Origin of the sequence: Pseudomonas sp. MYb118 (assembly GCF_040947875.1) — a bacterium.
Taxonomy (GTDB): Bacteria; Pseudomonadota; Gammaproteobacteria; order Pseudomonadales; family Pseudomonadaceae; genus Aquipseudomonas.
In genome coordinates this window covers 1,176,170-1,201,872 of sequence record NZ_JBFRXN010000001.1, presented here as the reverse complement: position 1 = coordinate 1,201,872, position 25,703 = coordinate 1,176,170, and the positions used below count along the sequence as shown (strand labels likewise).

General features: G+C 62.2%; 21 protein-coding genes. 13 read left to right on the top strand and 8 right to left on the bottom strand.

The features are described 5' to 3' along the window. The first annotated feature begins 226 nt into the window (after positions 1 to 226). Both ABVN20_RS05600 and lldD read left to right on the top strand, forming a co-directional pair. A complete protein-coding gene (locus ABVN20_RS05600) occupies positions 227 to 1,849 on the top strand; it encodes an MFS transporter (protein ID WP_368554501.1) in 1,623 nt (540 codons plus the stop codon). 195 nt (positions 1,850 to 2,044) lie between these two features. After that, the gene (gene lldD / locus ABVN20_RS05595; RefSeq protein ID WP_368554500.1) at positions 2,045 to 3,199 is read left to right on the top strand and encodes an FMN-dependent L-lactate dehydrogenase LldD; all 1,155 of its coding nucleotides are present in this window, start codon (positions 2,045 to 2,047) and stop codon (positions 3,197 to 3,199) included. Between the two features lie 33 nt (positions 3,200 to 3,232). On the opposite strand, the gene ABVN20_RS05590 is transcribed toward lldD, so the two are convergent. Next, positions 3,233 to 3,601: a DUF427 domain-containing protein gene (locus ABVN20_RS05590; RefSeq protein ID WP_368554499.1), complete on the bottom strand. Its 369-nt coding sequence runs from the start codon at positions 3,599 to 3,601 to the stop codon at positions 3,233 to 3,235. Between the two features lie 266 nt (positions 3,602 to 3,867). Between ABVN20_RS05590 and ABVN20_RS05585 the strand changes: the two genes are divergently transcribed. From ABVN20_RS05585 to ABVN20_RS05570, 4 genes are all read left to right on the top strand, one after another. After that, positions 3,868 to 6,114, top strand: coding sequence for a C1 family peptidase (locus tag ABVN20_RS05585; RefSeq protein ID WP_368554498.1), 2,247 nt, complete (start codon positions 3,868 to 3,870; stop codon positions 6,112 to 6,114). A gap of 257 nt (positions 6,115 to 6,371) precedes the next feature. Further along, complete coding sequence (locus ABVN20_RS05580; protein ID WP_368554497.1) at positions 6,372 to 8,321, top strand: DNA topoisomerase III; 1,950 nt, start codon at positions 6,372 to 6,374, stop codon at positions 8,319 to 8,321. A 540-nt stretch (positions 8,322 to 8,861) separates the two neighbouring features. Next, the gene (locus ABVN20_RS05575; protein ID WP_368554496.1) at positions 8,862 to 9,191 is read left to right on the top strand and encodes a hypothetical protein; all 330 of its coding nucleotides are present in this window, start codon (positions 8,862 to 8,864) and stop codon (positions 9,189 to 9,191) included. Between the two features lie 805 nt (positions 9,192 to 9,996). Further along, positions 9,997 to 10,299: a hypothetical protein gene (locus ABVN20_RS05570; RefSeq protein ID WP_368554495.1), complete on the top strand. Its 303-nt coding sequence runs from the start codon at positions 9,997 to 9,999 to the stop codon at positions 10,297 to 10,299. A gap of 20 nt (positions 10,300 to 10,319) precedes the next feature. On the opposite strand, the gene ABVN20_RS05565 is transcribed toward ABVN20_RS05570, so the two are convergent. Together ABVN20_RS05565 and ABVN20_RS05560 are read right to left on the bottom strand one after the other, a co-directional pair. Beyond that, positions 10,320 to 11,822, bottom strand: coding sequence for an aldehyde dehydrogenase family protein (locus tag ABVN20_RS05565; protein WP_368554494.1), 1,503 nt, complete (start codon positions 11,820 to 11,822; stop codon positions 10,320 to 10,322). A gap of 78 nt (positions 11,823 to 11,900) precedes the next feature. Continuing rightward, positions 11,901 to 12,977: a methyl-accepting chemotaxis protein gene (locus tag ABVN20_RS05560; protein WP_368554493.1), complete on the bottom strand. Its 1,077-nt coding sequence runs from the start codon at positions 12,975 to 12,977 to the stop codon at positions 11,901 to 11,903. A gap of 650 nt (positions 12,978 to 13,627) precedes the next feature. On the opposite strand from ABVN20_RS05560, the gene ABVN20_RS05555 reads away from it, so the two are divergent. The 3 genes from ABVN20_RS05555 to ABVN20_RS05545 are packed head-to-tail and all read left to right on the top strand — an operon-like array spanning position 13,628 to position 15,161. Next, entirely contained in the window at positions 13,628 to 13,831 is a 204-nt protein-coding gene (locus ABVN20_RS05555; protein WP_368554492.1) for a hypothetical protein, read from the top strand. Positions 13,832 to 13,885: 54 nt separating this feature from the next. Next, entirely contained in the window at positions 13,886 to 14,401 is a 516-nt protein-coding gene (locus ABVN20_RS05550; protein ID WP_368554491.1) for a DoxX family protein, read from the top strand. A 58-nt stretch (positions 14,402 to 14,459) separates the two neighbouring features. Continuing rightward, complete coding sequence (locus ABVN20_RS05545; RefSeq protein WP_368554490.1) at positions 14,460 to 15,161, top strand: dienelactone hydrolase family protein; 702 nt, start codon at positions 14,460 to 14,462, stop codon at positions 15,159 to 15,161. Between the two features lie 138 nt (positions 15,162 to 15,299). Here the strand turns inward: ABVN20_RS05545 and ABVN20_RS05540 are convergent, their stop codons facing one another. Further along, complete coding sequence (locus tag ABVN20_RS05540; RefSeq protein ID WP_368554489.1) at positions 15,300 to 15,920, bottom strand: cell wall hydrolase; 621 nt, start codon at positions 15,918 to 15,920, stop codon at positions 15,300 to 15,302. Between the two features lie 197 nt (positions 15,921 to 16,117). Between ABVN20_RS05540 and ABVN20_RS05535 the strand changes: the two genes are divergently transcribed. Continuing rightward, on the top strand, positions 16,118 to 16,972 hold the full coding sequence (locus tag ABVN20_RS05535) for a CAP domain-containing protein (RefSeq protein ID WP_368554488.1): 855 nt from the start codon (positions 16,118 to 16,120) through the stop codon (positions 16,970 to 16,972). Then, positions 16,969 to 17,868: a bestrophin family protein gene (locus ABVN20_RS05530; protein ID WP_368554487.1), complete on the top strand. Its 900-nt coding sequence runs from the start codon at positions 16,969 to 16,971 to the stop codon at positions 17,866 to 17,868. Before ABVN20_RS05535 ends, ABVN20_RS05530 begins: the two co-directional genes overlap by 4 nt. On the opposite strand, the gene ABVN20_RS05525 is transcribed toward ABVN20_RS05530, so the two are convergent. Continuing rightward, complete coding sequence (locus ABVN20_RS05525) at positions 17,853 to 18,641, bottom strand: DeoR/GlpR family DNA-binding transcription regulator (protein WP_368554486.1); 789 nt, start codon at positions 18,639 to 18,641, stop codon at positions 17,853 to 17,855. The genes ABVN20_RS05530 and ABVN20_RS05525 overlap by 16 nt on opposite strands. 70 nt (positions 18,642 to 18,711) lie before the next feature. Continuing rightward, complete coding sequence (locus ABVN20_RS05520) at positions 18,712 to 19,374, bottom strand: ATPase (protein WP_368554485.1); 663 nt, start codon at positions 19,372 to 19,374, stop codon at positions 18,712 to 18,714. Between the two features lie 236 nt (positions 19,375 to 19,610). On the opposite strand from ABVN20_RS05520, the gene ABVN20_RS05515 reads away from it, so the two are divergent. Further along, positions 19,611 to 21,176, top strand: coding sequence for a methyl-accepting chemotaxis protein (locus ABVN20_RS05515; protein ID WP_368554484.1), 1,566 nt, complete (start codon positions 19,611 to 19,613; stop codon positions 21,174 to 21,176). 126 nt (positions 21,177 to 21,302) lie between these two features. Here the strand turns inward: ABVN20_RS05515 and ABVN20_RS05510 are convergent, their stop codons facing one another. After that, complete coding sequence (locus ABVN20_RS05510; protein WP_368554483.1) at positions 21,303 to 24,092, bottom strand: amino acid adenylation domain-containing protein; 2,790 nt, start codon at positions 24,090 to 24,092, stop codon at positions 21,303 to 21,305. 116 nt (positions 24,093 to 24,208) lie between these two features. Continuing rightward, a complete protein-coding gene (locus ABVN20_RS05505; protein WP_368554482.1) occupies positions 24,209 to 25,141 on the bottom strand; it encodes a LysR substrate-binding domain-containing protein in 933 nt (310 codons plus the stop codon). 141 nt (positions 25,142 to 25,282) lie between these two features. Between ABVN20_RS05505 and ABVN20_RS05500 the strand changes: the two genes are divergently transcribed. Then, a complete protein-coding gene (locus ABVN20_RS05500) occupies positions 25,283 to 25,690 on the top strand; it encodes a RidA family protein (RefSeq protein WP_368554481.1) in 408 nt (135 codons plus the stop codon). Positions 25,691 to 25,703: the final 13 nt, after the last annotated feature.

Sequence of the window (25,703 nt, the reverse complement as noted above, 5' to 3'; positions counted from 1 at the left end):
GCAACTGTGGGAGCGAGCCTGCTCGCGATAAACCCGAGAGCGCCGCAGGTTTCAGGGAGTCCGCGTCATCGTTCACGAACATCGCGAGCAGGCTCGCTCCCACAGAGGTCATATCAACATCGAGTAGAGAGCACACAGATCCAGGAACATCGACGATTGCGGCACCCGCCCACAAGGCAGGTGCCGACAGTGGAACAACAAAAACAATCACTGTGAGGGAACCGATATGTCAGAACATGTTCAGCCGCTCAACATCACGCGCAGCGCCGACATCGGCCGCGATACCCGCAAGGTCATCTTCGCCTCATCACTGGGGACGGTGTTCGAGTGGTACGACTTTTTCCTCTACGGTGCCCTCGCGGCCGTGATCAGCAAACAATTCTTCGCCGGGGTCAACGACACCACCGCGTTCATCTTCGCCCTGATGGCGTTTGCCGCCGGCTTCATCGTACGGCCGTTCGGTGCGCTGGTGTTCGGTCGACTGGGCGACATGATCGGGCGCAAGTACACGTTCCTCGCCACCATCGTGCTCATGGGGGTGGCGACCTTCTGCGTCGGCCTGCTGCCGACCTACGCCAGCATCGGCATCGCCGCACCGATCATCCTCGTGGTGCTGCGCATGCTCCAGGGCCTGGCCCTCGGCGGTGAATACGGCGGTGCAGCGACCTACGTCGCCGAGCACGCGCCCATCGACAAGCGCGGTTTCCACACCAGCTGGATTCAGTCCACCGCCACCCTCGGCCTGTTGTTGTCGTTGCTGGTGGTACTCGGCTGCCGCTATTTCACCGGTGATCAGTTCGAAGTCTGGGGCTGGCGCATCCCGTTCCTGTTTTCCATCGTGCTGCTGGGCATCTCCACCTGGATTCGCCTGAGCCTGCACGAGTCGCCCGCGTTCGTGAAAATGAAAGAGGAAGGCAAGGTGAGCAAGTCGCCGCTGCGTGACTCGTTCGGCAAATGGGAAAATCTCAAGGTCGTGTTGATCGCCCTGTTCAGCATCAACGCAGGGCAAGCCGTGACCTTCTACGCGGCGCAGTTCTACGTGCTGTTCTTCCTCACCCAGTTCCTGAAAATGGACCCGGCGCTGGCCAACAGCCTGTTGATCATCAGCGTGACCATCGGTGCGCCGTTCTTCATTTTCTTCGGCTGGCTGTCGGACAAGGTCGGGCGCAAGCCGGTGTTGATGCTCGGCCTGCTGCTGGCCACGGTGCTGTACTTCCCGATCTTCAAAACCCTGGCCCACTACGCCAACCCGGCCATCGACCAGGCCAGCCGCCAGGCGCCCATCACCGTGCTGGCCGACCCGGCCACCTGCACCTTCCAGTTCGACCCGGTGGGCAAGGCGAAATTCGACAGCCCCTGCGACAAGGTCAAGACCTTCCTGGTCAAACAGGGCCTGCCCTACAGCAGCGAAGCCGCACCGGCCGGCAGCAACGTGCAGATCAGCATCGGCGATGTGAAAATCGAAGGCTACGACGAAGCCGCCCTGCGTGGTGCGGTGACCCTGGCCGGCTACCCGTCGCAGGCCGACACCCAATCGATCAACAAGACCATGATCGTGGCGCTGATCGTCGCGCTGATCATCATCTCCGCCATGTGCTACGGCCCGCTGGCAGCGCTGATGGTCGAACTGTTCCCGACCCGCATCCGCTACACCTCGATGTCGCTGCCGTACCACATCGGCAATGGCTGGTTCGGCGGGTTCCTGCCAACGGTGTCGTTCGCGCTGGTGGTATACACCGGGGATATTTTCTACGGCCTGTGGTACCCGGTGCTGATCACGGCGGTGAGCCTGGTGGTGGGGATGCTCTGCCTGCGTGAAACGAAACAGGTGGATTTGAACAAGAACTGATTTGCAGGCAGCTCTTGCCCTATCCCTGTGGGAGCGAGCCTGCTCGCGATAGCGGTGTGTCAGTCACCCTTGGTATGCCTGACACACCGCTATCGCGAGCAGGCTCGCTCCCACAATAGATCAGGGGATGCCACTAATCGCAGCATTTTCGCTACTCTTGCACCATCGCCCCGCCCCCCACTCGCACGAGGCCCCATGATCATTTCATCCGCATCCGACTACCGCGAGGCAGCCCGTCGCAAACTCCCAAGGTTCCTGTTCGACTACATCGACGGCGGCGCGTACGCCGAGCACACGCTGCGGGCCAACAGCGCCGACCTCATGGACATCAGTCTGCGCCAGCGCATTCTCAAAAACGTCGAGTCGCTGAGCCTGGAAACCACCCTCTTCGATCAACCGCTGGCGATGCCGATTGTCCTGGCGCCGGTTGGCCTGACCGGCATGTTCGCCCGTCGCGGTGAAGTGCAGGCGGTCAAGGCCGCCCAGAACAAGGGCATCCCCCTGTGCCTGTCGACCGTTTCGGTGTGTTCGATCGAGGAAGTCACCCGCCAGACCGAGCAGACCATCTGGTTCCAGCTCTACGTGCTCAAGGACCGCGGCTTCATGCGCAATGCCCTGGAGCGGGCCAAGGCCGCCGGGGTGAAGAACCTGGTGTTCACCGTCGACATGCCCACCCCCGGTGCCCGTTATCGCGATGCTCACTCGGGCATGTCCGGGCCGTTCGCGTCCTCGCGCCGAATCCTGCAGGCCATGACGCGCCCCGACTGGGCGTTCAACGTCGGCGTGATGGGCCGCCCCCACGACCTGGGCAATATCTCCAAATACCTGGGCAAGGCCGTCACCCTGGAAGACTACATGGGCTGGCTGGCCAACAACTTCGACCCGTCGATCAGCTGGAGCGACCTGGAATGGATTCGCGACTTCTGGCAAGGGCCGATGATCATCAAGGGCATCCTCGACCCGCAGGATGCCCGTGACGCCGTGAGCTTCGGCGCCGACGGCATCGTCGTGTCCAACCACGGCGGCCGCCAGCTCGATGGCGTGCTGTCCACCACCAAGGCCTTGCCGCCGATCAAACAGGCGATTGGCGAAGACCTGACGGTGCTGGTCGACTCGGGTATCCGCTCGGGGCTGGACGTGGTGCGCATGCTCGCCCTGGGTGCCCAGGGCGTGTTGCTGGGGCGCTCGATGGCCTATGCGCTGGCGGCCGACGGCCAGCGCGGCGTGGAAAACATGCTGGACATCTTCGCCAAGGAAATGCGCGTGGCGATGACCTTGACCGGCGTCACCTCGATTGCCCAGATCGACCCCTCGACGCTGGTGCAGGCGGTGCGCGAACTCAAGGATTGATCAGCTGACGCCCTGCCATGCAGGGCGCTTCGCTCAACCGACGTCCGGAAGCAGCTCGAAGGTGACCTTGTCCGGATAGAACGCCACATAGTTCTTGATCTGCGCCACCGACACCTTGGGCTCTTCGTAGCTCCACACCGCATTCGCCGCTTCGTGCCCTTCGACCTTCAGGCTGAAATAGCTCGCATCGCCCTTGTACGGGCAATAACTGGTGTGGTCGGTGCGCACGTAATACTCATCCTCGATGTCTTCCCGTGGCAGGTAATACACCGGCGGATAGTTGGCTTCCAGCAACACCAGCGCCCGGGTGGACGCGGCCACTTCGACGCCGTGAAACTTCACCATCACGCAGCCCGGCTGCTCGGCGATGGTAATGACAGGACTGGGACCTGAGCTCTTCATGTAATGCATTCCTCGGCACGAAGTGGGACTTGGGCAGCAGCGGCAAAATCCAGACAACACCCTGTCAGGTATAACCCACATTTGGCTCCAGCGACGGCTTCGCAGCCGAACGGAATCGACAAAAGCGCGGCAACCCTCCATCCGTCAACTGGTACGGGTCACGCCCGATCATCGTCTACGATCATTAGCACCGTAGAAATCCCCGCTCCGCAGTCAGGCCGTCGTGGCGAGGGGGTCCGAGTCTCAGGCACCTGAGGATCACCCACATGCCGGCCAGCCGATTTTCCCTCGACAACAACCTCATCACCCTCGATGCCCGCCCCGATCGTCTCGACCTGCGCGATCGACTGTTCACGCCACGGGTGCAGTCGCTGCCACCCTCCTGGCCGGCCGACAAGGACATCGCCGCCGAACTGTCGGGCTACCTGGCCCGCGACATGGTGCTGTTCCAGGGCAAGGAAGGCGCCTGCACCGGCTTCGGCCTGGCGGCAGTGGTCAACTACCTGCTGTGGCGCCGCGACCGGGCGGCCATCAAGACCAGCCCGCGCCAGCTCTATCACCTGGCCAAGCTGTATGACGAATGGCCCGGCGAGGATTACTCGGGGTCGAGCTGCCGAGGCGCCTTGAAGGGCTGGCACAAACATGGCGTGTGCGCCGAAGAACTATGGCCCTACACCGTCAGGCCCGATGGCTCGGTCCCGGAATTCGAGGCGCCGGCCGAGAACTGGGCCGCCGACGCCGTGACCCGGCCGCTGGGCATCTACTACCGCGTGGAAAAGGACGACGTCACCGCGATGATGGCGGCGCTGTATGAAACCGGCGCGCTGTACGTCTCGGCCAATGTGCACCAGGGCTGGGCGTTGACGCGCCCGCCAGGCAAGAAAGGCCAGGCGGCGCTGTCGAGCATGACGCAACTGCCGGTGATCAAATGGTCGGCCAACATCCAGGGCGGCCATGCCTTTGCCTTGATCGGCTACAACAGCCAGGGCTTCATCGTGCAGAACTCCTGGTCCACCGACTGGGGGTTCTCGGGCTTCGCCATCCTGCCGTACGAGGACTGGCTGGCCAACGGCACCGATGCCTGGACCGTCGGTCTGGGCGTGCCGGTGGTGCATGGCGGGCTATCCCCGGAATGTCGGCCGTCGCGCAGCAAGGCCGATAGCCAGTCGGCGTTTCGCACGGCGCTGACGGTGTCCAGTGCCAAGCGCGAAGGCTTTTCGCTGTTCACCGCCAACGCCCGCGACGCCGAGCGCAAGGGACCGGCGCCGCTGACCAAGGACCAGGCGTATGGCTTGACCGTGGTCATGGAAAACAACGGCAGCATCGGCCCACGGCTGACCGATGTGCCCAACGTTCGCGCCGCGGTCAAACGGATCGTCTACGAATCCCCCAGGGCCTGGTACGACAAGCTGGACAAGGCGAACAAACCAGCGGCTTTGCGCATTGCGGTCATTGCCCATGGCGGGCTCAATTCCGAACAGGACTCCATCAACCGCATCTGCGCCATGGCGCCCTACTTCCTGGAAAACGGCATTTATCCGTTGTTCGTCACCTGGCGCACCGGCGCCCTGGAAACCCTGGTGTACATCCTTCAGGACGCCATGCCCGGCGTGTTCGGCGAAGGCGGCGGCATGTTCGGCGGTGGCGGCATCAACGACGTGTTGAAGCTGATCAAGGACAAGACCCTGGAAGGCCTGGACCGCACCATCGAAATGGCCACCAAGAAACCCGGCGGCGACCAGTGGAGCCAGATGAAACAGAACGCCGAGGCCGCCGCCTCCAGCGGATTCACGCCACGGGGCCTGGTGGAGATGGCCGACAACCTGAAGAACCTGGTCACCGACCTGGGACCGAAAAAAGTCCAGTTGCACTTGATTGGACACTCGGCCGGTTCCTTGATCAACGGCCACCTGATCCGCCTGCTATGGGCCCGAGGGCTGCCTACCGAAACCTCGACACTGCTGGCCCCGGCCTGCACCCTGGATTTCGCCAACCAGACCTACCGCAAGGTCATCGAGGCCGGCGGGCTGGCGCGCAAGGATTTCCACATCCACCTGATGTCGGACCAGCGCGAACAGGCCGATAACGTCATCAGCGTGTACCACAAGTCGCTGCTGTATCTGGTATCGCGCGCCTACGAAGAACTGCAACGCATGCCGCTGCTGGGCATGGCCACGGCCCTGGACGGCAGTTGCCAGGACTTCAGCGACCCGGACCTGGCGGTGTGGAACATCGCCGCCCGCAACATGACCGAGCAATGGAACCAGTTCTACTGGGGCGGCAACATTCCCAGCGGTTTTGCCAAGACCGGCAGCGGGCTGCCAGCCGCAGCGGCGCAGACCCTGCACATCTTCAACGATGCGAAGATGAACTACGGCGCGGGGGTCAAGGCCGATACGTCCCATGGCGGGTTCGACAATGACATCAACGTCATCACCACGACCCTGCTGACCATCCTGCGCCAGCCGGCGGGGACCAAGCTCACGCAGCCGGTGGTCAATTTAAATTATTGAAAACCCTATCCCTGTAGGAGCGAGCTTGCTCGCGATGGTAGACCAGACGACGCTGGCTGTCTGACGCCCCGCGTTATCGTTGACGACCATCGCGAGCAAGCTCGCTCCTACAGGTTTTGGGTCAAGTTTCGGTTGGCGTTCAGGTTGAAATTCGGGGCAGACACAAAAAACTGTACATCCATACAGATAAAGATTGCCCCCTCGCTCATCTCCCGCCATCCTGTGCATCTCCCGGCAGTTGATCAACGATGGTGGTTATGCGGCTGTACCTCTGTGAAAAACCGTCCCAGGCCAAGGACATTGCCGCCGTGCTCGGTGCCAGGCGCCGTGGCGACGGCTGCTGGCTGGGTACGGGGGTCACGGTCACCTGGTGCATCGGCCACCTGCTGGAAACCGCGCCACCGGATGCCTACGACACACGCTACAAGCGCTGGGTGCTGGCCGACCTGCCGATCATCCCCGACAAGTGGAAAATGACCGTCAAGCCGCGCACCGCCAGTCAGTACAAGGCCGTCAAGCGCCTGCTGGGCGAGGCCAGTGAACTGGTGATCGCCACCGACGCCGACCGCGAAGGCGAGATGATCGCCCGGGAACTGGTGGAGCATTGTCGCTACCGCGGGCCGATCCAGCGCCTGTGGCTGTCGGCACTCGACGACGCCTCGATCCGCAAGGCCCTGGCCGCCCTGAAGCCGGGGGCCGAGACCTTCAGCCTGTATCATTCGGCGCTGGGCCGCTCCCGGGCCGACTGGCTGATCGGCATGAACATGAGTCGCCTGTTCACCCTGCTCGGGCGTCAGTCCGGGTATCAGGGCGTTTTGCCGGTGGGTCGGGTACAGACCCCGACATTGCGCCTGGTGGTGGATCGCGATCGCAGCATCGCCGACTTCGTCCCCGTCGCCTACTGGGCCATCGACGTGCAACTGCGGCACGAACAGACCGCCTTCACCGCGCAATGGCGGGCGCCGGCCGATGCCTGCGACGACCAGGACCGCTGCCTCAACCAGGCCCTCGCGCAACAGGCGGCCGCGGCGCTGAGCGGTGCGGCGAGTGCCAGAGTGATCAAGCTGCGCACCGAGCGCCTGAAGGAAGTGGCGCCGCTGCCGTTCGATCTCGGCACGTTGCAGGAAGTCTGCTCGAAGAAACTCGGCCTCGGCGCCCAGGAAACCCTCGACATCGCCCAGGCGCTGTACGAAACCCACAAGGTCATCACCTACCCGCGTAGCGACTGCGGCTACCTGCCGCTCAGCCAGCACGGCGAAGCACCGGGCATCCTCGCCGCGCTGCGCCAGGCCGACCCGACGCTCGACGCGCTACGCGATCACCTGCAACCCCAGCGCCGCTCGCGGGCCTGGAATGACGCCAAGGTCAGCGCCCACCACGGCATCATCCCCACCGCCGCGGCGAAAAACATCGAGCGCCTGGCCGGCAAGCAGCGGGCGGTTTACACGCTGATCCGCGCGCGCTACCTGGCGCAGTTCCTGTCCGATCACGAATACGACCGCACCCAGGCCGACTTCGACTGCGCAGGTCAGGCCCTGCGTGCGGTCGGCAAGCAGATCGTCGAACCCGGGTGGAAACGCGCCCTGCCCGAAGCCCTGGCGCCGGCCAAGGGCCGCGAAGCGCCAGCACCGCAAACCCTGCCGCGGCTCAGCGAAGGCTGCGAGTGCGCCGTCGATGACGTCAAGCTCAAGGACCTCTGGACCCAACCGCCCAAGCCCTTCACCGAAGGCGACCTGATCAAGGCGATGAAGAACGTCGCCAAGTTGGTGCAGGACCCGGTACTCAAGCAGAAGCTCAAGGACACCACCGGCATTGGCACCGAAGCCACCCGCGCCTCGATCATCCAGGGCCTGCTCGACCGTGGCTACTTGGTCAAGCACGGCAAGGCCCTGTCCGCCACGCCGGCGGCGTTCAGCCTGATTGATGCGGTGCCGCGGGCGATTGCCGACCCTGGCACCACCGCGATCTGGGAGCAGGCGCTGGACATGGTGCAAAGCGGTGAAATGAGCCTGGAAGAATTCGTCACCAAGCAAGCCGCCTGGATGAGCAAGCAGGTGGCCCGCTGCGCCGGCCTGAACCTGACCATCAGCGGCCCGGCCAGCCCTGGCGGCCGCGCTGCCACGCCGTGGAAAAACAAGCGCAAGAGCGGCAAACGCAAGGCTGCCAGCGGCGCCAAACGCACGGCCAAACCGGCCAGCAAGGCCTGACACCCCCGCCCCGGCACCACTGTCCCTGAGTGGCGCCCTTCATTCCAAACAGCTTTGTCAGACAATATGTAGTGCTTGAAAATAATCACTACAAAACCGTTGACGGCTTCGATTTGCCCTTGCATGATGCAGCCATCTCCCCGATCGGGAGTAAGGCAACATGTTTGAGCAAGCTCGTCTGACCGCCGAGCTGTTTTTCCCGGATACACGCTGCCCACAAGGCAGATTGAAGAAGCTGACCTGGCCCGAACGTCCAGTACAAGGACGAGAAGCGCTGGCGATCAATCCTCATGAAGCTTGTGGCCGACCTTGAAACGTCGGTAGTGGCCTTAAGGTAATCGCTGCTTCTCTTCGTTGTGACGCTATCGCGTAGCAGTTATTCAACACGACTACATGCAACAGATGCGGGGCCCCGTCGAGTATGACGGACGAACGCTGACGTCCTGGTTTCGGTGCCAGGGATCAACTAACCGATGGGCTACTTGTATTTAGCGAATCAACTTTGAAAAAGATCACCAAATGGTCAAGGGGGCTTTAATGATGAACCTGAACAATCAACCAACCATCGACGAATTGGCGCGTATCTTCGCTGCGAAAAAAGACAGCCATGACAGCCATATCCTGTGGGTCAGCAAATCGGGCCAGGTTCAGATCGACTGCCTGGCGCCCCACGCCCATGAAGCCGAGTTCGACCAGAACCACGAGAACCTGGCGGCCCGCCTGAAGATGTACCGTCGCGGCCAGGGCTACGTCGGCAAGAAAGCCGCGGCCGACAAGGACTACATTGGCAGTGTCCTGCAGACACTTAAACAGGCTTGGGACTCGATGCAGAACAAGAACGAAGTTCAGGTGATTGACCGGTTTTATTAATTAAGTCGCTTAACTAAAAGGCCCCGCTCGATGATTCGAGCGGGGCCTTTTTATTTGATTAATGATTTACCTGTAGGAGCGAGCTTGCTCGCGATGGAGTATCAGGCACCGCTGAGTGTCAGGTAGCCAGCGTTATCGTTGACGACCATCGCGAGCAAGCTCGCTCCTACAGGTACGATGTGATCCTTGTGGGAGCGAGCCTGCTCGCGATGGAGGTTCAGGCACCGCTGAGTGTCAGGTAGCCAGCGTCATCGTTGACGACCATCGCGAGCAAGCTCGCTCCTACAGGTACGGTGTGATCCTTGTGGGAGCGAGCCTGCTCGCGATGGAGGTTCAGACACCGCTGAGTGTCAGGTAGCCAGCGTTATCGTTGGCCTCCATCGCGAGCAAGCTCGCTCCTACAGGTACGGTGTGATCCTTGTAGGAGCGAGCTTGCTCGCGATGCAGGTTCAGGCACCGCTGAGTGTCAGGTAGCCAGCGTCATCGTTGACGACCATCGCGAGCAAGCTCGCTCCTACAGGTACGGTGTGATCCTTGTGGGAGCGAGCCTGCTCGCGATGGAGGTTCAGGCACCGCTGTGTGTCAGGTAGCCAGCGTTATCGTTGGCCTCCATCGCGAGCAAGCTCGCTCCTACAGGTACGGTGTGATCCTTGTAGGAGCGAGCTTGCTCGCGATGCAGGTTCAGACACCGCGGGGTGTCAGGTAGCCAGCGTTATCGTTGGCGACCATCGCGAGCAAGCTCGTGTATGTGTGGCAAACACAGCTATCGTTAACGCCACGCGATGTCGTCCATTGGAGATGTGCAATGAGTATCAAGCTGATCGCTGCGCTGTTGCTGGTGGGAGCGGGCACGGCCCAGGCCAACAACGTTCAAGGGGTGCCCTCCTTCGCCGTGGAATGCCCCGGCAAGTTTCTCGTCCAGGCCGATCAGGACGGCCCGGTGCTGATCAACAGCAAGGAAGCCGAAACCCGCGCCCTCACCGACCGCAGCTTCGAAGCCAAGGGCTCGGGCATTACCCTGTCGATCGTGATCGCCGATGACGATTCGGTGGAGGTGTCATCGACCGGCAAGGCACCCAATGGCGTGTGCCAGTCGGTCGATGACTGATTGGCGCAGAAGACCGGCGCCTAGCGTTTGACCGACAGATCGACCTGGGTCATGCGACTGCGAATGGTGAACACACCGTCTCCGGAGAGAATGGCGCTGCGGGCGAACAGGCGCCCGCTCTCCCAGTTCGAAAGCCCCAGTTCCGGCTTGTTCAGCGCGTATTGGCCATCGACCCAGCGGGTAATGCCGTTGCCGACGAAGGGCGCGTTGACCGCGTTGTAGAAACGCTCATGGCTTGGCGCCGATTCGCTGATCAGCGACACGGTGAACTGCGGGCTGTAGCGATTGAACAAGGCGATGGCGCTGTCCAGGTCGTCGACGATCTTCAGGCTGACTTCCGGGGTTTCTTCCCACTCCCACTCGCGGCCCAACTGATCTTCCGGCAGCGCTTCGGCCATGGCCTCGCTCTGATAGCCTTCGGCGCGGCAGACGTCGACAGTGGCGTGACGCCATTCGAAAGGCAGGTGCGATTCGCTGCCTTCGACAATGTGCAACTTGCAACCTTCATCCCGTGCCGCGCCCGCCGCCTTCAAGGCCTCGAGAAACAGCGGCACCAGTTCGGCGGCGCGCTCGCGGTGGATCAGGCAGACGTTGAGGGTGTTGCAGACCTTGCGGTCCAGGGAATTGCGCACCACGGCGGCAAAGCGCGTGGCGTCGGCGTCCTTGTCGGCGATCAGCCAGGCGCCACCGGTGCCGTGCAGGCTGACCGCGGTGCCGGCCTGCTGGGCGATGCTGCCCAGTTGGCTGACGGCACGCCCCGAACCGCGGGCCACCGCCAGCGACAGGCGCCGGTCGGCGAACATCGCCCAGCCGGCCGCGTGGTTGACGCTTTCCACCAGCGACACCGCGCCCACCGGCAAACCGGCGGCGCTCAACGCCGGGTTCAAGGCGTGGGCGACGATCGCTTGCGCCGTGCCCAGGGCATCGCTGCCAATGCGCAGCACAGCGGTGTTGCCGGTGCGCAGCACACCCGCAGCGTCGGCGAACACATTGGGCCGGCCTTCGAAGACAAAGGCGACAATACCCAGCGGCGACACCACTTGCTCGACTTTCCAGCCGTCGTGCTCGACGCAACTGATCACCTTGCCACGGGACGCCTGCGCATCGCGCCAGGCACGCAGGCCGGCGATCATGTCGCGGCGCATGCGCTCATCGGCCAGCAGCCGTGTGGTCGAACGACCCCGCGACTTGGCCCACTCGATATCGGCAAGGTTGGCCGCCTCGATCAAATCCCAGCAATCCTGATCTTCCAGGCGCTGGGCGAACAGGTCGAAAAACTCGCTGATGGCCTCGTCCGAGACCGTCGACATGGCATTGAAGGCCGCTTCGGCGCGTTCGATGGCCACGGCGGCAGCCTTCTGGTCTGCCACGGGAATCAACAGCAACTCGCCGCTGACCTGCTCCACCAGCAGGTGGTCCCCGGGCTGGAAGCGCAAGGCCAGTTCGGGGCTGACCACGGTCACGCGGTTACCGGCGAAAGGGATTGGCGTACCAGCGACTAGACGTTCGAGCGCAAGAGACATGAAACGGATTCACCATGCAGGGAGCGGCCGGAAAATGTATAGGAAAATCCCCCTAGCGTCATTATCCGGCGGCCTGCGCTAACGGGATTGCAACCGCGCGTGCAGCAGTCCCTTGACCGTGCGCATCACCGTCGCATTCGCTTGCTCCATCTGCCCCACCTGGTTGAGGGTTTCTTCCAGCTCGCCGCGACCGTGGGCATCCAGCGCAGCCTGGCCGCTGCTGTGCACCAGTCGATGCGGCACTTCCACCCGGCGGAATTCGGCATCGCGTAGTTGATCCTGATTCTGATCACTGTAGTACCACTGGCCGAAAAGGCACTCGGTTTCGTCAGGCAGGGTCAGCGGTGCATGCGGCTTGGGGTTGAGCAGGCGGTCGTACACCGTGACTTTGAGCGTCAACTCCTGCAGGTTGGCCAGTTCGACATTGGACAGCAGGCTCGACTGGTCGATGTCGCGCTGCATCTGTTGTGCTTCACCGTACATCCCGGCCATGGCATCGGCCGTCTTGTCGATCACCGCGCCAAAGGCGTCGGAAACCTCGCTCTGTTGCGAAATCGCCTGTTTGGCCTGGCTGATTTCATCCTGGATGGCCGAGGTCTCCTTGACGATTTCGCGGGTCGCCTCGGCGGTTTTCTCCGCCAACAGACGGACTTCGCCGGCCACCACGGCAAACCCCCGCCCGGTATCCCCGGCGCGCGCGGCTTCGATGGCGGCGTTGAGTGCCAGCAGATTGGTCTTGCGGGCGATGTCGCTGATCAGGTCGACGATGCGGTCGATCTCGCTGGCGCGTCCCACCAGATGGGTGATGACACCTTCCAGCGCCTCCAGCCCCGCCGCCATGACCCGCGATTGTTCCTGCAGATGGCGGACTTGCTCGCGGTTGTCGACGGCGGCGCGCGCCACGGATTCAGCCCGTTCATGATTGAGCTTGAGGCGCTGGTTGAGCATCGAAAAGGATTCACTGACCGGCGTCAGCGAGTTGCCGCAGGTCAGCAGGTGCTGTGCCAGGCCCCGGAAAAAGTCCCGGTCGCGCAACTCGATCTCGCGGGCGGCCTGCAGGGCTTGAATCTCGCCCGACATCACGGATGTTTCCAGCGTCGGCACGGGTGCTTCGACGGTGTCCTCGGTGTTCTTGCTGCGCCAAGTGAAAATCATCGCCCATCCCCTCGCCCCGACGCACAGCGCCAAAGGCGGGGACGATACGAATGATCGGTGGCGCAGAGAAGATCCAATTTGACGGAAAACAAGAAGACCGCACAAATCCCAAACCATCTTCCCCTGTAGGAGCGAGCTTGCTCGCGATGGAAGACCAGACACCGCGGCCCTCCAGACACCCCACATCATCATTCACGACCATCGCGAGCAGGCTCGCTCCCACAGAAGAGCAAGATCAAAAACGAACGCTGATCCCCTGTAGGAGCGAGCTTGCTCGCGATGGAAGACCGAACACCGCGGTCCTCCAGACAGCCAGCGTCATCGTTAACGACCATCGCGAGCAAGCCCGCTCCCACAGAAGAGCAAGATCAAAAGCGAACGCTGATCCCCTGTAGGAGCGAGCTTGCTCGCGATGGAAGACCAGGCACCGCGGGCTTCCAGACAGCCAGCGTCATCGTTGACGACCATCGCGGGCAAGCCCGCTCCCACACTGCATGTATCGCAATGTGTACATCCCCACCTTCGACACACCTGCCCAACAAAACACCGGCCCCGCGACACATCGCAGATACACCCCATTGATGAAATGCACCCGTCGACTGGCTCAGCCAACCCAGACACTCAACTCACTCAATGCACGGAGTATCACCATGTTCAAGCTCTCGACCTCTTCCCTGACCCTCGGCCTGATCGTTGCTGGCGGCCTGGCCCTGGCCAATGTGGCGTCGGCTTCCGAATCCGAGGCGTTCAGCATGAAGCAGCTGGCCCACGGCTACAGCCAGGCCCAGGCGGACAGCAGTGAGAAACCGGCTGAAGGCAAATGCGGCGAAGGCAAGTGCGGCGCCGGCGAGTAACCCCTGCGCGGGGCCAGCCGGCCCCGCATCCCTGACTCAATGGAGACCCCATCCATGAACGCTGCAATCTCATCGGCCGTCAAAGGCCTGCACCTGAACCTCGATCGCGCTGGCGCCTGGCTCGCCCCCCTGACCTTGAGGCTGTTCATCGCCTGGGAGTTCTTCGAATCCGGCCTGGAAAAATGGAACGGCGAAAACTGGTTCGCCGACATCCAGGAACGTTTTCCGTTTCCGTTCGACCAATTGCCGGCCACGCTGAACTGGGAACTGTCGATGTGGGCAGAACTGATCTGCGCCCTCGCCATCCTGGTGGGCCTGGGTACACGCATCTCGGCGATCGTCCTGATCGTGGTCACGGTGGTGGCGACCGCGGCGGTGCACTGGCCGTCCGATTGGTCGACCTTGAGTGAACTTGCCCAGGGCTACGCCATCACTAACAAGGGTCACGGCAATTTCAAGCTGCCGCTGATCTACCTCGCCGCCATGCTCCCGCTGTTGCTGTCGGGTCCCGGCAAACTCAGCCTGGACACCCTGCTCGCCCGATATTTCTGGCGCCGCAACCGGCAGTGAAATGTTAACGTGGCAGCCTGTATGTTCCACCTCACTTGTGCAGTAGACAGGAGCCACCATGAGCGTGACCACCCAATGGATCGAGATCGACAGCGCCGACGGTAAATTCGGCGCTTACCTGGCCATTCCGCATACCCAGAAGGGTCCGGGGATTGTGCTGATCCAGGAAATTTTCGGTGTCAACGAACACATCCGCTCCGTCGCCGAGCAGTACGCTGCCGACGGTTACGTGGTGATCGTGCCGGACCTGTTCTGGCGCGAAGGCAAGCGTATCGAGCTGACCTACGACCAGGCCGGCTGGACTCGTGCCGTCGAACTGATGAACGCCACTGACATCGACAAGGCGCAGAAGGACATCGAGCTGGCCATCGACGCCTTGAAGGCCCTGCCGAACCATGAGGGCGGTGTCGCCTCCATCGGCTACTGCTTCGGCGGCCTGCTGTCGTACCACACCGCGGCCAACGGCCTGGTGGACGTGGCCATCGCCTATTACGGTGGCGGCATCCAGAATCAACTGGATCGCGCCGACAAGATCCAGGTCCCGCTGCTGCTGCATTTCGGCGAACGCGACAGCCATATCCCGCTGGAAGCCGTGGAAAAAATCGCCGAGCGTTTCGAGAACAACGAAAACATCGAGATCGTCGTTTATCCCGACGCCGAGCACGGTTTCAACTGCTCGCACCGCGACAGCTACAACCAGCGGGCGGCGGCTGAAGCTCATGGCAATTCGCTGATTTTCCTGGCGATGGATATGCCGTAAAAACCCTGTGGGAGCGAGCCTGCTCGCGATGATTTCAAGAACGCCGTTGTGTGTCAGGCAACCCGCGTTATCGTTGACAATTATCGCGAGCAGGCTCGCTCCCACATTGGATAGCGGGCCAGCCAGGAAAAACGAGGGTTATCGCGCTTCTCCTCCCTTGGGCTTGTAGAACAGAAACATCTCGGTCTCGCTGGTCTTGATGTATTTCTTCGCCCAGTCGGGCTTCACGTTACGGTCGTGAAAATACATCGCGCCCTTGGTGCGGTCGTTGAGTTGTTTGTTCAGCGCCTTGCGGGCGATTTCCTTGGCGATGGCGTATTGGGTTTCCTCCTGGACCGCGTCCGGGCGCCCGTCGCACCACCAGGAAAACTGGCAGTTCTTGTTTTCCGATCCCTGCTTGACCACCGCACAGACGGTGTCGGGAAACCCCTCATGCCCCAGGCGATTCATTACCACACTGGCGACCGCTTCCATGTCGGTGGTCGATTTGCCCTTGGCTTCCCAATAGATCGAACGTGCCAGGCACGTGATGGCATCGTCCAGCGGCGCCGCCCCGGCCGGGTCGACCGCCTGCGCTTCCGAGGTGGTGATGGCCTCGGACTTGGGCACCGGCAGGTCACTGTCCTTCTGCGCGGCCTTCTGCTCCAGCACCTCGGCCTTGTTCTCTGCTGCTTCCTTCTGTTGTTCCTGTTCAGTCGCCGATACCTGGCCGCTGAGTAGCGTGATTGCAATGCAAGCTGCCATCCAGATATATCGCATGATCAACCCTTCGAGATTAGACGGATTCAATCAACACAATGTCGGCACACAGCAGTCGTTCGGGCGACATGGCATGAGTGTAGTTGCCAATTGCCAGTGTGCTTGTGGGTGATCGGCAGCATTTCGCATGAAAAGACGTTGCACATACCGGGGTGTCATCGCGCATCATGTGCGCAGTCCGATCGAGGGAGATATCCATGGGTGTCCTGTCATCCGCTTTGCGTCTTGCCACGTTGTCCCTGAGCCTGCTGTTCGCCGCCAAGGCGCTGGCGGCCGACGAAAAACAACTGATCGACTCGATCAACGATTACCGCAGCCAGAACCAGCGCTGCGCCGGCCAGGTCTCCTCGGAACTGCCGCCGCTGGCAGGCGATCCGCGACTGGCCCTGTCTTCCAGCAGCATCGGCAACCTGCAGCAAGCCATGGTCAGCGCCGGTTACCCGATGAAGAACGTACAGGCGATCACCCTGTCCGGGCCACGGGATGCCGCGGCGGCGATGAAGGCGATCCAGGAGAGCTTTTGCCAGATTGTACTCGACCCGCAATTTGTCGACATCGGCGTCAGCCGCGATGAGCGCGACTGGCGCATCGTGGTCGCCCGCCCGCTGTTGAGCGCCCGCCTGGGCACTTCGCAGGCCGAGGGCCAGAAGCTGCTGGCTGAACTCAACGCCGCGCGCAGCCGGCCACACCAGTGCGGCACTCAGTCCTTCGCCGCCGCCCCTGCGCTGACCTGGAACCCGATACTGGCCACGGCCGCCGAAGAGCACTCGCGCTCGATGGCCAACAACAATTACTTCGACCACAAGGACCGCGATGGCCGCACGCCGGGTGACCGCGCGGAACTGGCGGGCTACAGCGGCCAGTTGGTGGGCGAGAATATCGCCGCCGGCCAGGACACCGTGTCCAGGGTGGTCGCTGGCTGGGTCGCCAGCCCCGGCCATTGTGCCAACCTGATGAATCCGCAGTACCAGGAGCTGGGCGCCGCCTACGCGGTGGACCCCAAGAGCGATTCGGGAATCTACTGGACGACGATGTTCGGTGCGGCGCAATGATCGTTCGCCCCAAACCCAACCTGATCAACATCCTCACGTCGCTCAAGGGTTCGATTTTCAAGAAGATCGTCGTGCGCTGCCTGATGGTCACGCTGCTGGCAGCGGCCATCGTGCTGGTGGAAACCCTGCAACCGAACTACTTCGCCAAGGTCAACGCCACGCCGTTCACGTTGCTGGGCCTGTCGCTGTCGATCTTCATGAGCTTTCGCAACAACGCCTGCTACGACCGCTGGTACGAAGCGCGCAAGGCCTGGGGCGACATCATGGTGGCGATCCGTTCGATGGTTCGCGAAACACAGATCATCAAGGACACCCCCCAACGCCAGACCCTCCTGCGCAACCTCTGCGGCTACACCCACGCATTGAATGCCCGGTTGCACGTCAAGAACGAGCTGCAAGCGGCTGGCAGTTGGCTGGAGCCGCGCCCGGACGAACAGGCGCCGGACATCAGCGGGCGCATTCTTGACCACGTCGGCCAGCAATGCTCGGCCCTCGCCGAGTCCGGTGCGATCAGTGAGTGGCGCTACACCAGCCTGGCCAACCACCTGACCAGCCTGACCCACGCGCAAGCGGTGTGCGAACGGATCAAGCACACGCCGTTGCCCTTCGCCTACACCTTGCTGCTGCACCGCACCACGTACCTGTTCTGCATCCTGCTGCCGTTCGCCATGGCCGAGTCCCTGGGCTGGCTGACGCCGCTGTTCACCGCCATCGTCAGCTACACCTTCTTCGGCCTGGACGCGATCGGTGATGAGCTGGAAGACCCGTTCGGCCGCGACGAAAACGACCTGCCGACCCAGTCGATGGTGCGCAACATCGAGCGCGAAGTGCTCACGGCCTTGGGCGAGACCGACCTGCCGCCGGTCCTCGAGCCCGTGGATTACGTGTTGAGCTGAATCACCTCGATGCCCAGCTTGCGATAGTCGCCGATATCGCCGGACGCCACGTGACGCTCGGTGATCAAGGTATGGATGCGGTTGCACGGCGCGACCACGAAGGGTTCGACGGCACCCAGTTTGTCCGCCGTGGTGACGGCGATCACCTGGGACGCGCTGTCGATCAGCGCCTGTTTCACCGGCATCTCGTCAAAATGCAGCGAGCTGATGCCCACCTCTGGATGGATCGCACAGACGCCGGTAAACAACAGGTCGGCCTTGATGCCCTGCAACAGGCGCACGGTTTCATGGCCGCTGACCGACATGGTCGCCAGGTTCAGTTGGCCACCAGCCAGAATCACTTTGATGCCAGGGTATTCGGCGAGGGTGATCGCGGTCATCGGCGATGTGGTGACGGCGGTAATGGCAATATCCGGGCGCAGCGAACGGGCGATCTGCAAGGTCGTGCTGCCCGAGTCGAACATCACGATCTGGCCATCCTCGACCTGGCGCGCCGCAAGTTGCGCCAGCTGGGTCTTGACCTCGTCGGTTTCGCTGACGCGGGTGAAATAATCCTTGCCGGTGTCCTTTGGCCGGGGCAACGCCCCACCGTGCACACGCTGGACCAGGCCGGCGGTGGCCAGCTCCGACAGGTCGCGGCGGATGGTGTCTTCGGAAACGGCGAAATGCTGACTCAGCTCACCGGACATGACTTTGCCGTCACGCTCGAGAATCAACAGGATTTTTTGCCGGCGCAGGTGCGGCAGATCGGCAGCGCAATGGACGTCTTGCATGTTTTTGCCTGAATGTGCGGGTTTGTGCGAGATTAGCCAAACCCTTTCTTCAAGGCAATCGCGGCGAGCCTCAGTTGCTTGCCACTTGCGCGCCGTTGCCCGAGGTCACCAGTGCCTTGAGCGACGCATCGAACTGCTCCAGCGCATTGACTTGCAGTGCGGTCTGCTGGGAGATCTGAGCGGCAATTTCCGGCGCGGCCTTGCCTTGCACCCACACCGACGGCATCTCCTGCGCCCGTGAACCTTCGGCCTTGCCGATGTATTGCAGGTCCGCATCGTAGAACTTGGCCATGAAGCGCGCTTCGACCTGGTTGTTGCGCTTGGACACCAGCCGGCTGTAGGTGTCCAGCATCACCACCACGTCGGGGCGGGCCTGCACCAAGGCATCGAGGTTGTCGTAGACGGTGACCGAAGCGAACTGTTTGTGCAACGAACCGAGTAGCCAGTTGATCGCCAGTTTTGGATCCGAGCTGCTGACGAACGCGCTGCTGATGCGCGAGTCCAGGGCCGGGTTGCTGGCACCCTTGAGGGCTACCGAGTGGTATTGCTCAAGGTATTCCAGGGTGTTGAGGGTGTTTTCGCTGTAGAGCACGCCCACCGACCGGGCCGCCTGCAAACTGGCGGTGCTGTCGGCGACCGGCGCGAAATGGCAGGCCGGCTCGGCAGCGCTGGCCGGCAGCGTGAACGCGGCAGTCAATACGGCAACAAGGGCAAGCCAGGCTGGAATTCTCATCGCACAGGTTCCTTCAAAGGCGAATTCGGTATGGGGTTATCTTCCTCTGTTGCCGGAAAAACAAAACTTGCGTTTATTGATGATGAACATTGATTAAACGAATGATTGAACCGCGATGATCGCAAAACGACGTTACGGATTATTTTCCGACGTACGACAGGTGTTTTTCTTGCTCCTTGCTAACCTTTCCCTCCGGGAAGCCGATGGATCTGCATCAGGAAAAGGAGCAACACAGATTGAGAAACAACCAGCCCGTCACGCAGCATGAAGTTGCCCTGGGACCTCAGCAGAAACTCATCTCGACCACCGACTCACAGGGCAACATCACCTACTGCAATGATGCCTTCGTCGAGATCAGCGGTTTCAACAGGTCAGACCTAATCGGCGCGCCGCAAAACATCGTGCGCCACCCCGATGTGCCCCCGGCGGTGTTCGCCCACATGTGGAGCGCGCTCAAGCAGGGCAAGCCCTGGATGGGAATCGTCAAGAACCGCGCACGCAATGGTGACCATTACTGGGTCAACGCGTACGTGACGCCGGTGTTCGACGGCAGCAGGATCGTCGGTTACGAATCGGTCCGGGTGAAACCGGATGCCGATCAGATCCGTCGCGCCGAAGTGCTCTACAAACGCATCAGCGAAGGCAAGGCGGTGCTGCCGGCCAGTGACAAATGGCTGCCCGCCCTGCTCGACTGGCTACCGCTGCTGGCAATGGGCGCGGTCGGTACACTGGGCGGCGCGCTGATCGGCACCACGCCGGCGCTCATCCTTGCCGTGGCGGTTTCGGCACCGCTGGCTGTGCTGGTTTCACGCCGGCGCAATCAGGGTGCACTGCACGTTCTGCAAATGAGCGAAGCCAGCACCTCTGACGCCTTGATCGCCAAAATGTACAGCGACGCCCGCGGCCCGCAGGCACGCCTGGAAACGGCTTTCGTCAGCCAGGCTTCGCGCCTGAAGACGTGCCTGACCCGCTTGCAGGACACCGCCGAACAACTCACTGGCCTGGCCGGCCGGTCCGATGGCCTGGCGGCCGACAGCTCCCGTGGGCTGGAGCGGCAGCGGGTCGAAACCGAGCAGGTCTCGACCGCCGTCAACCAGATGGCCGCCACCACCCTGGAAGTTGCCAGCCATGTCCAGCGCACGGCGGATGCCACACAAGAGGCCAACGTGCTGACCGGGCGCGGACGCGACGTGGCCCGTGACACCCGCGAAGCCATCCAGCGCCTGTCCGAGGTGGTGGGCGAGACCGGAGAAACGGTTGCCCAACTGGCCAGGGACAGCAATGAAATCGGCATGGTGGTCGATGTCATCAAAGGCATCGCCGATCAAACCAACCTGCTCGCCCTGAACGCCGCCATCGAGGCCGCGCGCGCGGGTGAAATGGGCCGCGGGTTTGCCGTGGTCGCCGATGAAGTACGGCAGTTGGCACAACGCACCACCGAGTCCACGGCGCAGATCCACAACCTGATTTCCAGGTTGCAGCATTCGTCGAACAACGCCGTGAAAATCATGGAAAGCGGACATCGCCAGGCCGAGGAAGGCGTGGCGCGGGTGCTCGAGGCGGACCAGGCGTTGGTAGGCATCAGCGAAGCCGTGGCGAACATCACCGAGATGACCACACAGATCGCTGCCGCGACCGAAGAACAAACCGCCGTGGCCGAGGAAATCAGCCGCAACATCACCACCATCGCCACCCTGGCCGATCAAACGTCGGAACAGGCCCGGCATTCGGCGGACCTGAGCAAGGAACTGACGCAAACGGCGGTGACCCAGTATTCGTTGGTGGAGCGATTCAACCGCTGAGTTCTGGCCCCCCGGAATCGGGTTGAATGTAATTCCTGTGGGAGCGAGCCTGCTCGCGATGGCGGAGCGTCAGGCAACCTGCGTTATGGTTGACGTCCATCGCGAGCAGGCTCGCTCCCACAGGTTCTAAACCACCCGCTCCATTGCATCCACGTCGTTTTTTTTCTTGCCTCGGTTCCAGAGCAGCACCAACATCCGCACGCCCTTGTTCCAGGCGTAAGCCACGCAAACGCCGCCGACGATGGCCAGTACCACCCCCAGCACCGGCTGTTCGGCAATGCGCTTGGCCACGGACCAGAACTGGAAGTGCGTCAGGTAGATGAACAACGTCGACGACGCGACCAGGGCCAGGCCCTTCGAGAGCAGGCCCGGTACGGCAATCGACTTGACCCAGATCAGCGCCAGGACACCCGGCACCGCAATGTCGATGTACTCCCGTGCGACCGACCCCTGTTGGTACAGGAACAGCAGGTCCTCCCCGCCCATCACGATGACCGCCACCGCACTGACGATCCACTTCTGCGCGCCGGAGTGGGCGTAATGAATCGCCATGCCAAGCACCATGATCGCCAGATAGTGTTGCGGCACCCGGTTGTACAGGTAGCTGGCGTCGAACAGCCAGGCACTGATCGCCAGATCCATCACGGCCAGGAGGCAGGCGGCGGTGACCAGGTGGCGAAACGGGTTGGCCATGATCACCTTCCTCACCCGCTCGAACGACAGGGCGAAGCCGATGAGCACGATCATCTGCACCAGCACTTCGATGTACCAGTAGGTGAACACGCCGATGACGCTCTCGGGAAACCAGTTGGACACCAGCAACAGCGTTTGCCAGTGGAATTTGTCGAACACCACCTGCACCAGCATGGCGTAGAGAATCGTCGGTACGGCGATGGCGGCGATGGATTTGCCCAGCGTGCGCGCGTTGCCGCGCTCGACGATGGCTTGCAGTTGAAAGCGCGCCAGGGCGATGCCCGAGACGATGAACAGCACTTTGGTCTCGCCCACGATCGGCCATTTGGCGAACACGTGAAGATGGCCGATGACGATGAACAGGATGGAGATCACCCGCAGCAGCACCGGCAATTCCATGGCCCGCAAGGAGAATATCGACGCTCGGGTCTTCTGCGTCAGCCCGCACAATTGGCGCACCGGCAGCATTTCCCAGCGATCCGGCAGATGGCCGATCAACCCTTCGAGCACCATGGAAGCCTGGACGAACGACAGCGAGTCCCCGCCCAACTCAACAAAGGACAGGTTGGCATCCAGATTCGGCACTTCAAGGATTTCCGACCAGGCCGCCACCAACTCCAGCCCCAGCGGCGACAGTTCCTCGTCGCTCGCCGGTGACGCCGCCTGGGGTTGCGCCATGGCTGGCAGCGCGCGCTTGTCGATCTTGCCGTTGGGCGTCAACGGCACCTTGTCGATGAACACGAACTGCGCCGGCACCATGTAGTCGGGCAACGCCTTGCCGAGGTGTTCGCGCAATTGCAGTGGTGAGACCTCGGCGCTGGCCACGCAATAGGCCACCAGGCGCTGGCTCGACTGTTCCGCCTGGGCCAGCACCACCGCCTGCTTGATTCGCGGATGGCGCGCGAGCACGCCTTCGATCTCGCTCAACTCGATGCGATGGCCGCGAATCTTCACCTGACTGTCGCCGCGGCCGAGGAACGTGACGCTGCCGTCGGCCCGGTATGCACCGAGATCGCCGGTCTTGTAGCAAATGTCCTGCTCGATCCGGGTAAACGGGTTGGGGACGAACTTGTCGCGGGTCAGCGCCGGATCGTTCCAATAGCCCAGGGACAGGTAAGGGCTGCGGATCAGGATCTCTCCCACCTCACCTTCGGCTGCCAGTTGACTGGACTCGTTCACCACCAGCAATTGTGCGCCGTCGATGCCTCGGCCGAGCGGGATCCGCTCATTGTCGGCGTGCGGATCGAGGCGATGGAAACCCATGGCCTGGGGCGTTTCGGTGGTGCCGTAGAAGTTGACACTGGCCGCATTGGGCGCGATCAGGCGAATCTGCTGGTAGAGCGTTTGGCTCAACGCATCACCGCCCCAGAAAAAATAGCGCAGGGCGTCGAAGGTCAGCCCTGCCAGTTTCGCCCCGGTTTCAATGAGTTTGCCCAGCGGTGGCGTGAGGTGAATGGCCGAAATCCGCTCGTCCTGTATCCAGGAGGCCAGTGCCAAGGGGTCGATGAGGCTCGACTGCGCCGGGCAGATGACGGTCGCACCGATGGACAAGGGTGTGAACACGTCACGGTAGACCGGGTCGTGGCCCAGGCCAGACAGCAGGGAAAAGCGGTCGTCGCGGGTGAAGCCGTGCTGCCGGACGTGCCATTCAATGAAATGCACCAACGGCGCATGGTGGGTCACCACCCCTTTCGGCTCACCGGTGCTGCCCGATGTAAAGGTGATGTAGGCCGCATGGGCCGGATTCACCTCCGGTAGATCCACAACAGCGCCGCCGAATGCCTGCAACGCTGCGTCGGGCAGTTCGGGAATACGGATGACCGGCGTTTCAAGCTGCAGATCCAGGTCGGCGTCGCCGCACAGCAGCACGAAGGCAGGCTCCAGCGTGCGAATGATCTGATCCACCCGCGCCGCCGGATAGGCGGCGTCGGCCACGGTGAAGGCCAGGCCGCCGCGCATCGCGCCCAGCATGGCGTAGACCAGCCCGGCACTGCGGCTGGCCACGATCACCACACGGTCGGAGGCGCTGGCGCCTTTTTCGATCAGCAACCCCGCCAGGCCACGGCTGATCGCCTCGAGCTGGCGATAGCTGCATTGTGCGCCAGGGGAAACGACTGCCATCGTCTCGGGTGTCTGCTGCGCCTGCTGGAGAAAGTCTGAAAAAATCGGCCGTTCAGCGCTGTATTCCAGGCCGAGTTCAGGGTTTGGGCGAAGATCGTGCATGTTCTTTTTCTGCTCCGCGTGATCCATACGAGGCCGACATTGCACCCCGAAAAGCCTGGGTAAACTGACGCGGAGTGTAGCCCAAGCCGAGCCGGGACAAACAGCTCGCTACGGGCTCAATCGGCGGTCACCTGTCGCCCGGCGACCGGTGCATGCACGGCCATCAATTCGCTGACCCAGTCGATGAACACCCGTAGCTTGAGGCTGATATGCCGATTGGGTGGAAAGGCGAGATAAAGAGGCATCGTCTCCAGGCTCCAGTCTTCGAACAACGGCACCAGTTCCCCGCTGGCCTCGAACTTTGCGGACATGTATCTGGGCAGCCAGAGAATGCCCAGACCCGCCAGGCCGGCGGCCAGAAAGGCGTTGCCATCGTCGACCGCCAAGGCGTAGCGCCCCTTGACCTGTACCCTTTCGTCCTGTTTGCGCAGGGCATACGGCACCGGTTTGCCGGTGCGCGCCCACAGGAAGCCGACCACGCGGTGTTCCGAGTCTTCCAGGTCCTGGGGATGCGTGGGTGTGCCGACCCGCGCCAGGTAGCTCGGGGCGGCAAAGATGCCCAACGGCAAATCCGCGACCTTGCGGGCCATCAGCGACTGATCCTTGAGCTCGCCGCCGCGCACCACGCAATCGACGTTTTCATCAATCATATCGACGATGCGGTCACTGACGCCCAGATCAATCTGGATGTCCGGGTAACGGGCGTAGAACCCAGGCAACGCCGGCACCAGGATCATGCTCGCCAACGGGCTCGGGACATCCACCCGCAACCGCCCGCGCGGCACTGCCGAGGCGGCGGACAGGCTGGTCTCGGCATCGTCCATGTCGGCCAGCAACTGGATCGCCCGCTCGTAGAACACCGCGCCATCGGCGGTGACGTTGACCTTGCGGGTAGTGCGGTTAAGCAGTTTGACCCGAAGCCGTGCCTCCAACTGCTGCACCAGTTGGGTCACGGTGGTTTTGCTCATGTGCAGGGTGTCGGCCGCCTTGGTAAAGCTGCCCGCCTCCACGACCCGCACGAATGCCTGCATCGCATCAAAACGGTCCATTACGGCCTCTCTTGTTCATCTGATTGTTTGGGATCTCCAAACAGTGAGCGCCAAGGTTGCTCGTTTATCGCCTGGGCGCAAGTCCCTAGAGTTCTTCTCAGGTTGATTCCAGTCGACCCCCGACCTTTGATGGAGACAGTCATGACACAACGCAACGTGGTTTTTCCGCCGGGCCGCCAGGCACTGTATGAGCGCTACCGCTATTCGCCGGCGGTCCGATCCAATGGCTTCCTGTTCGTTTCGGGCCAGGTGGGCAGCACCGAAGACGGTTCGCCCCTGGAAGACCTCGACGCACAGGTGAGGCTCGCATTCACCAACCTGAATGCCATCCTGGCAGCGGCCGGTGCCTCTTTCGATGATGTGGTCGACGTGACCGTGTTCATCGTTGACCCGGAGTCGCACTTCGAAAGAATCTGGGAGAACGTGGTGCCGCAGTTCTGGGGTAGCGCGCCCTTCCCGAACGTGACCTGCATCGGTGTCACCTGGCTGGCGGGTTTCCGTTTCGAGATCAAGGTGATCGCCAAGCTGCCGGAAGGCCACGGCGAGTGATTCGGCGTTAGAA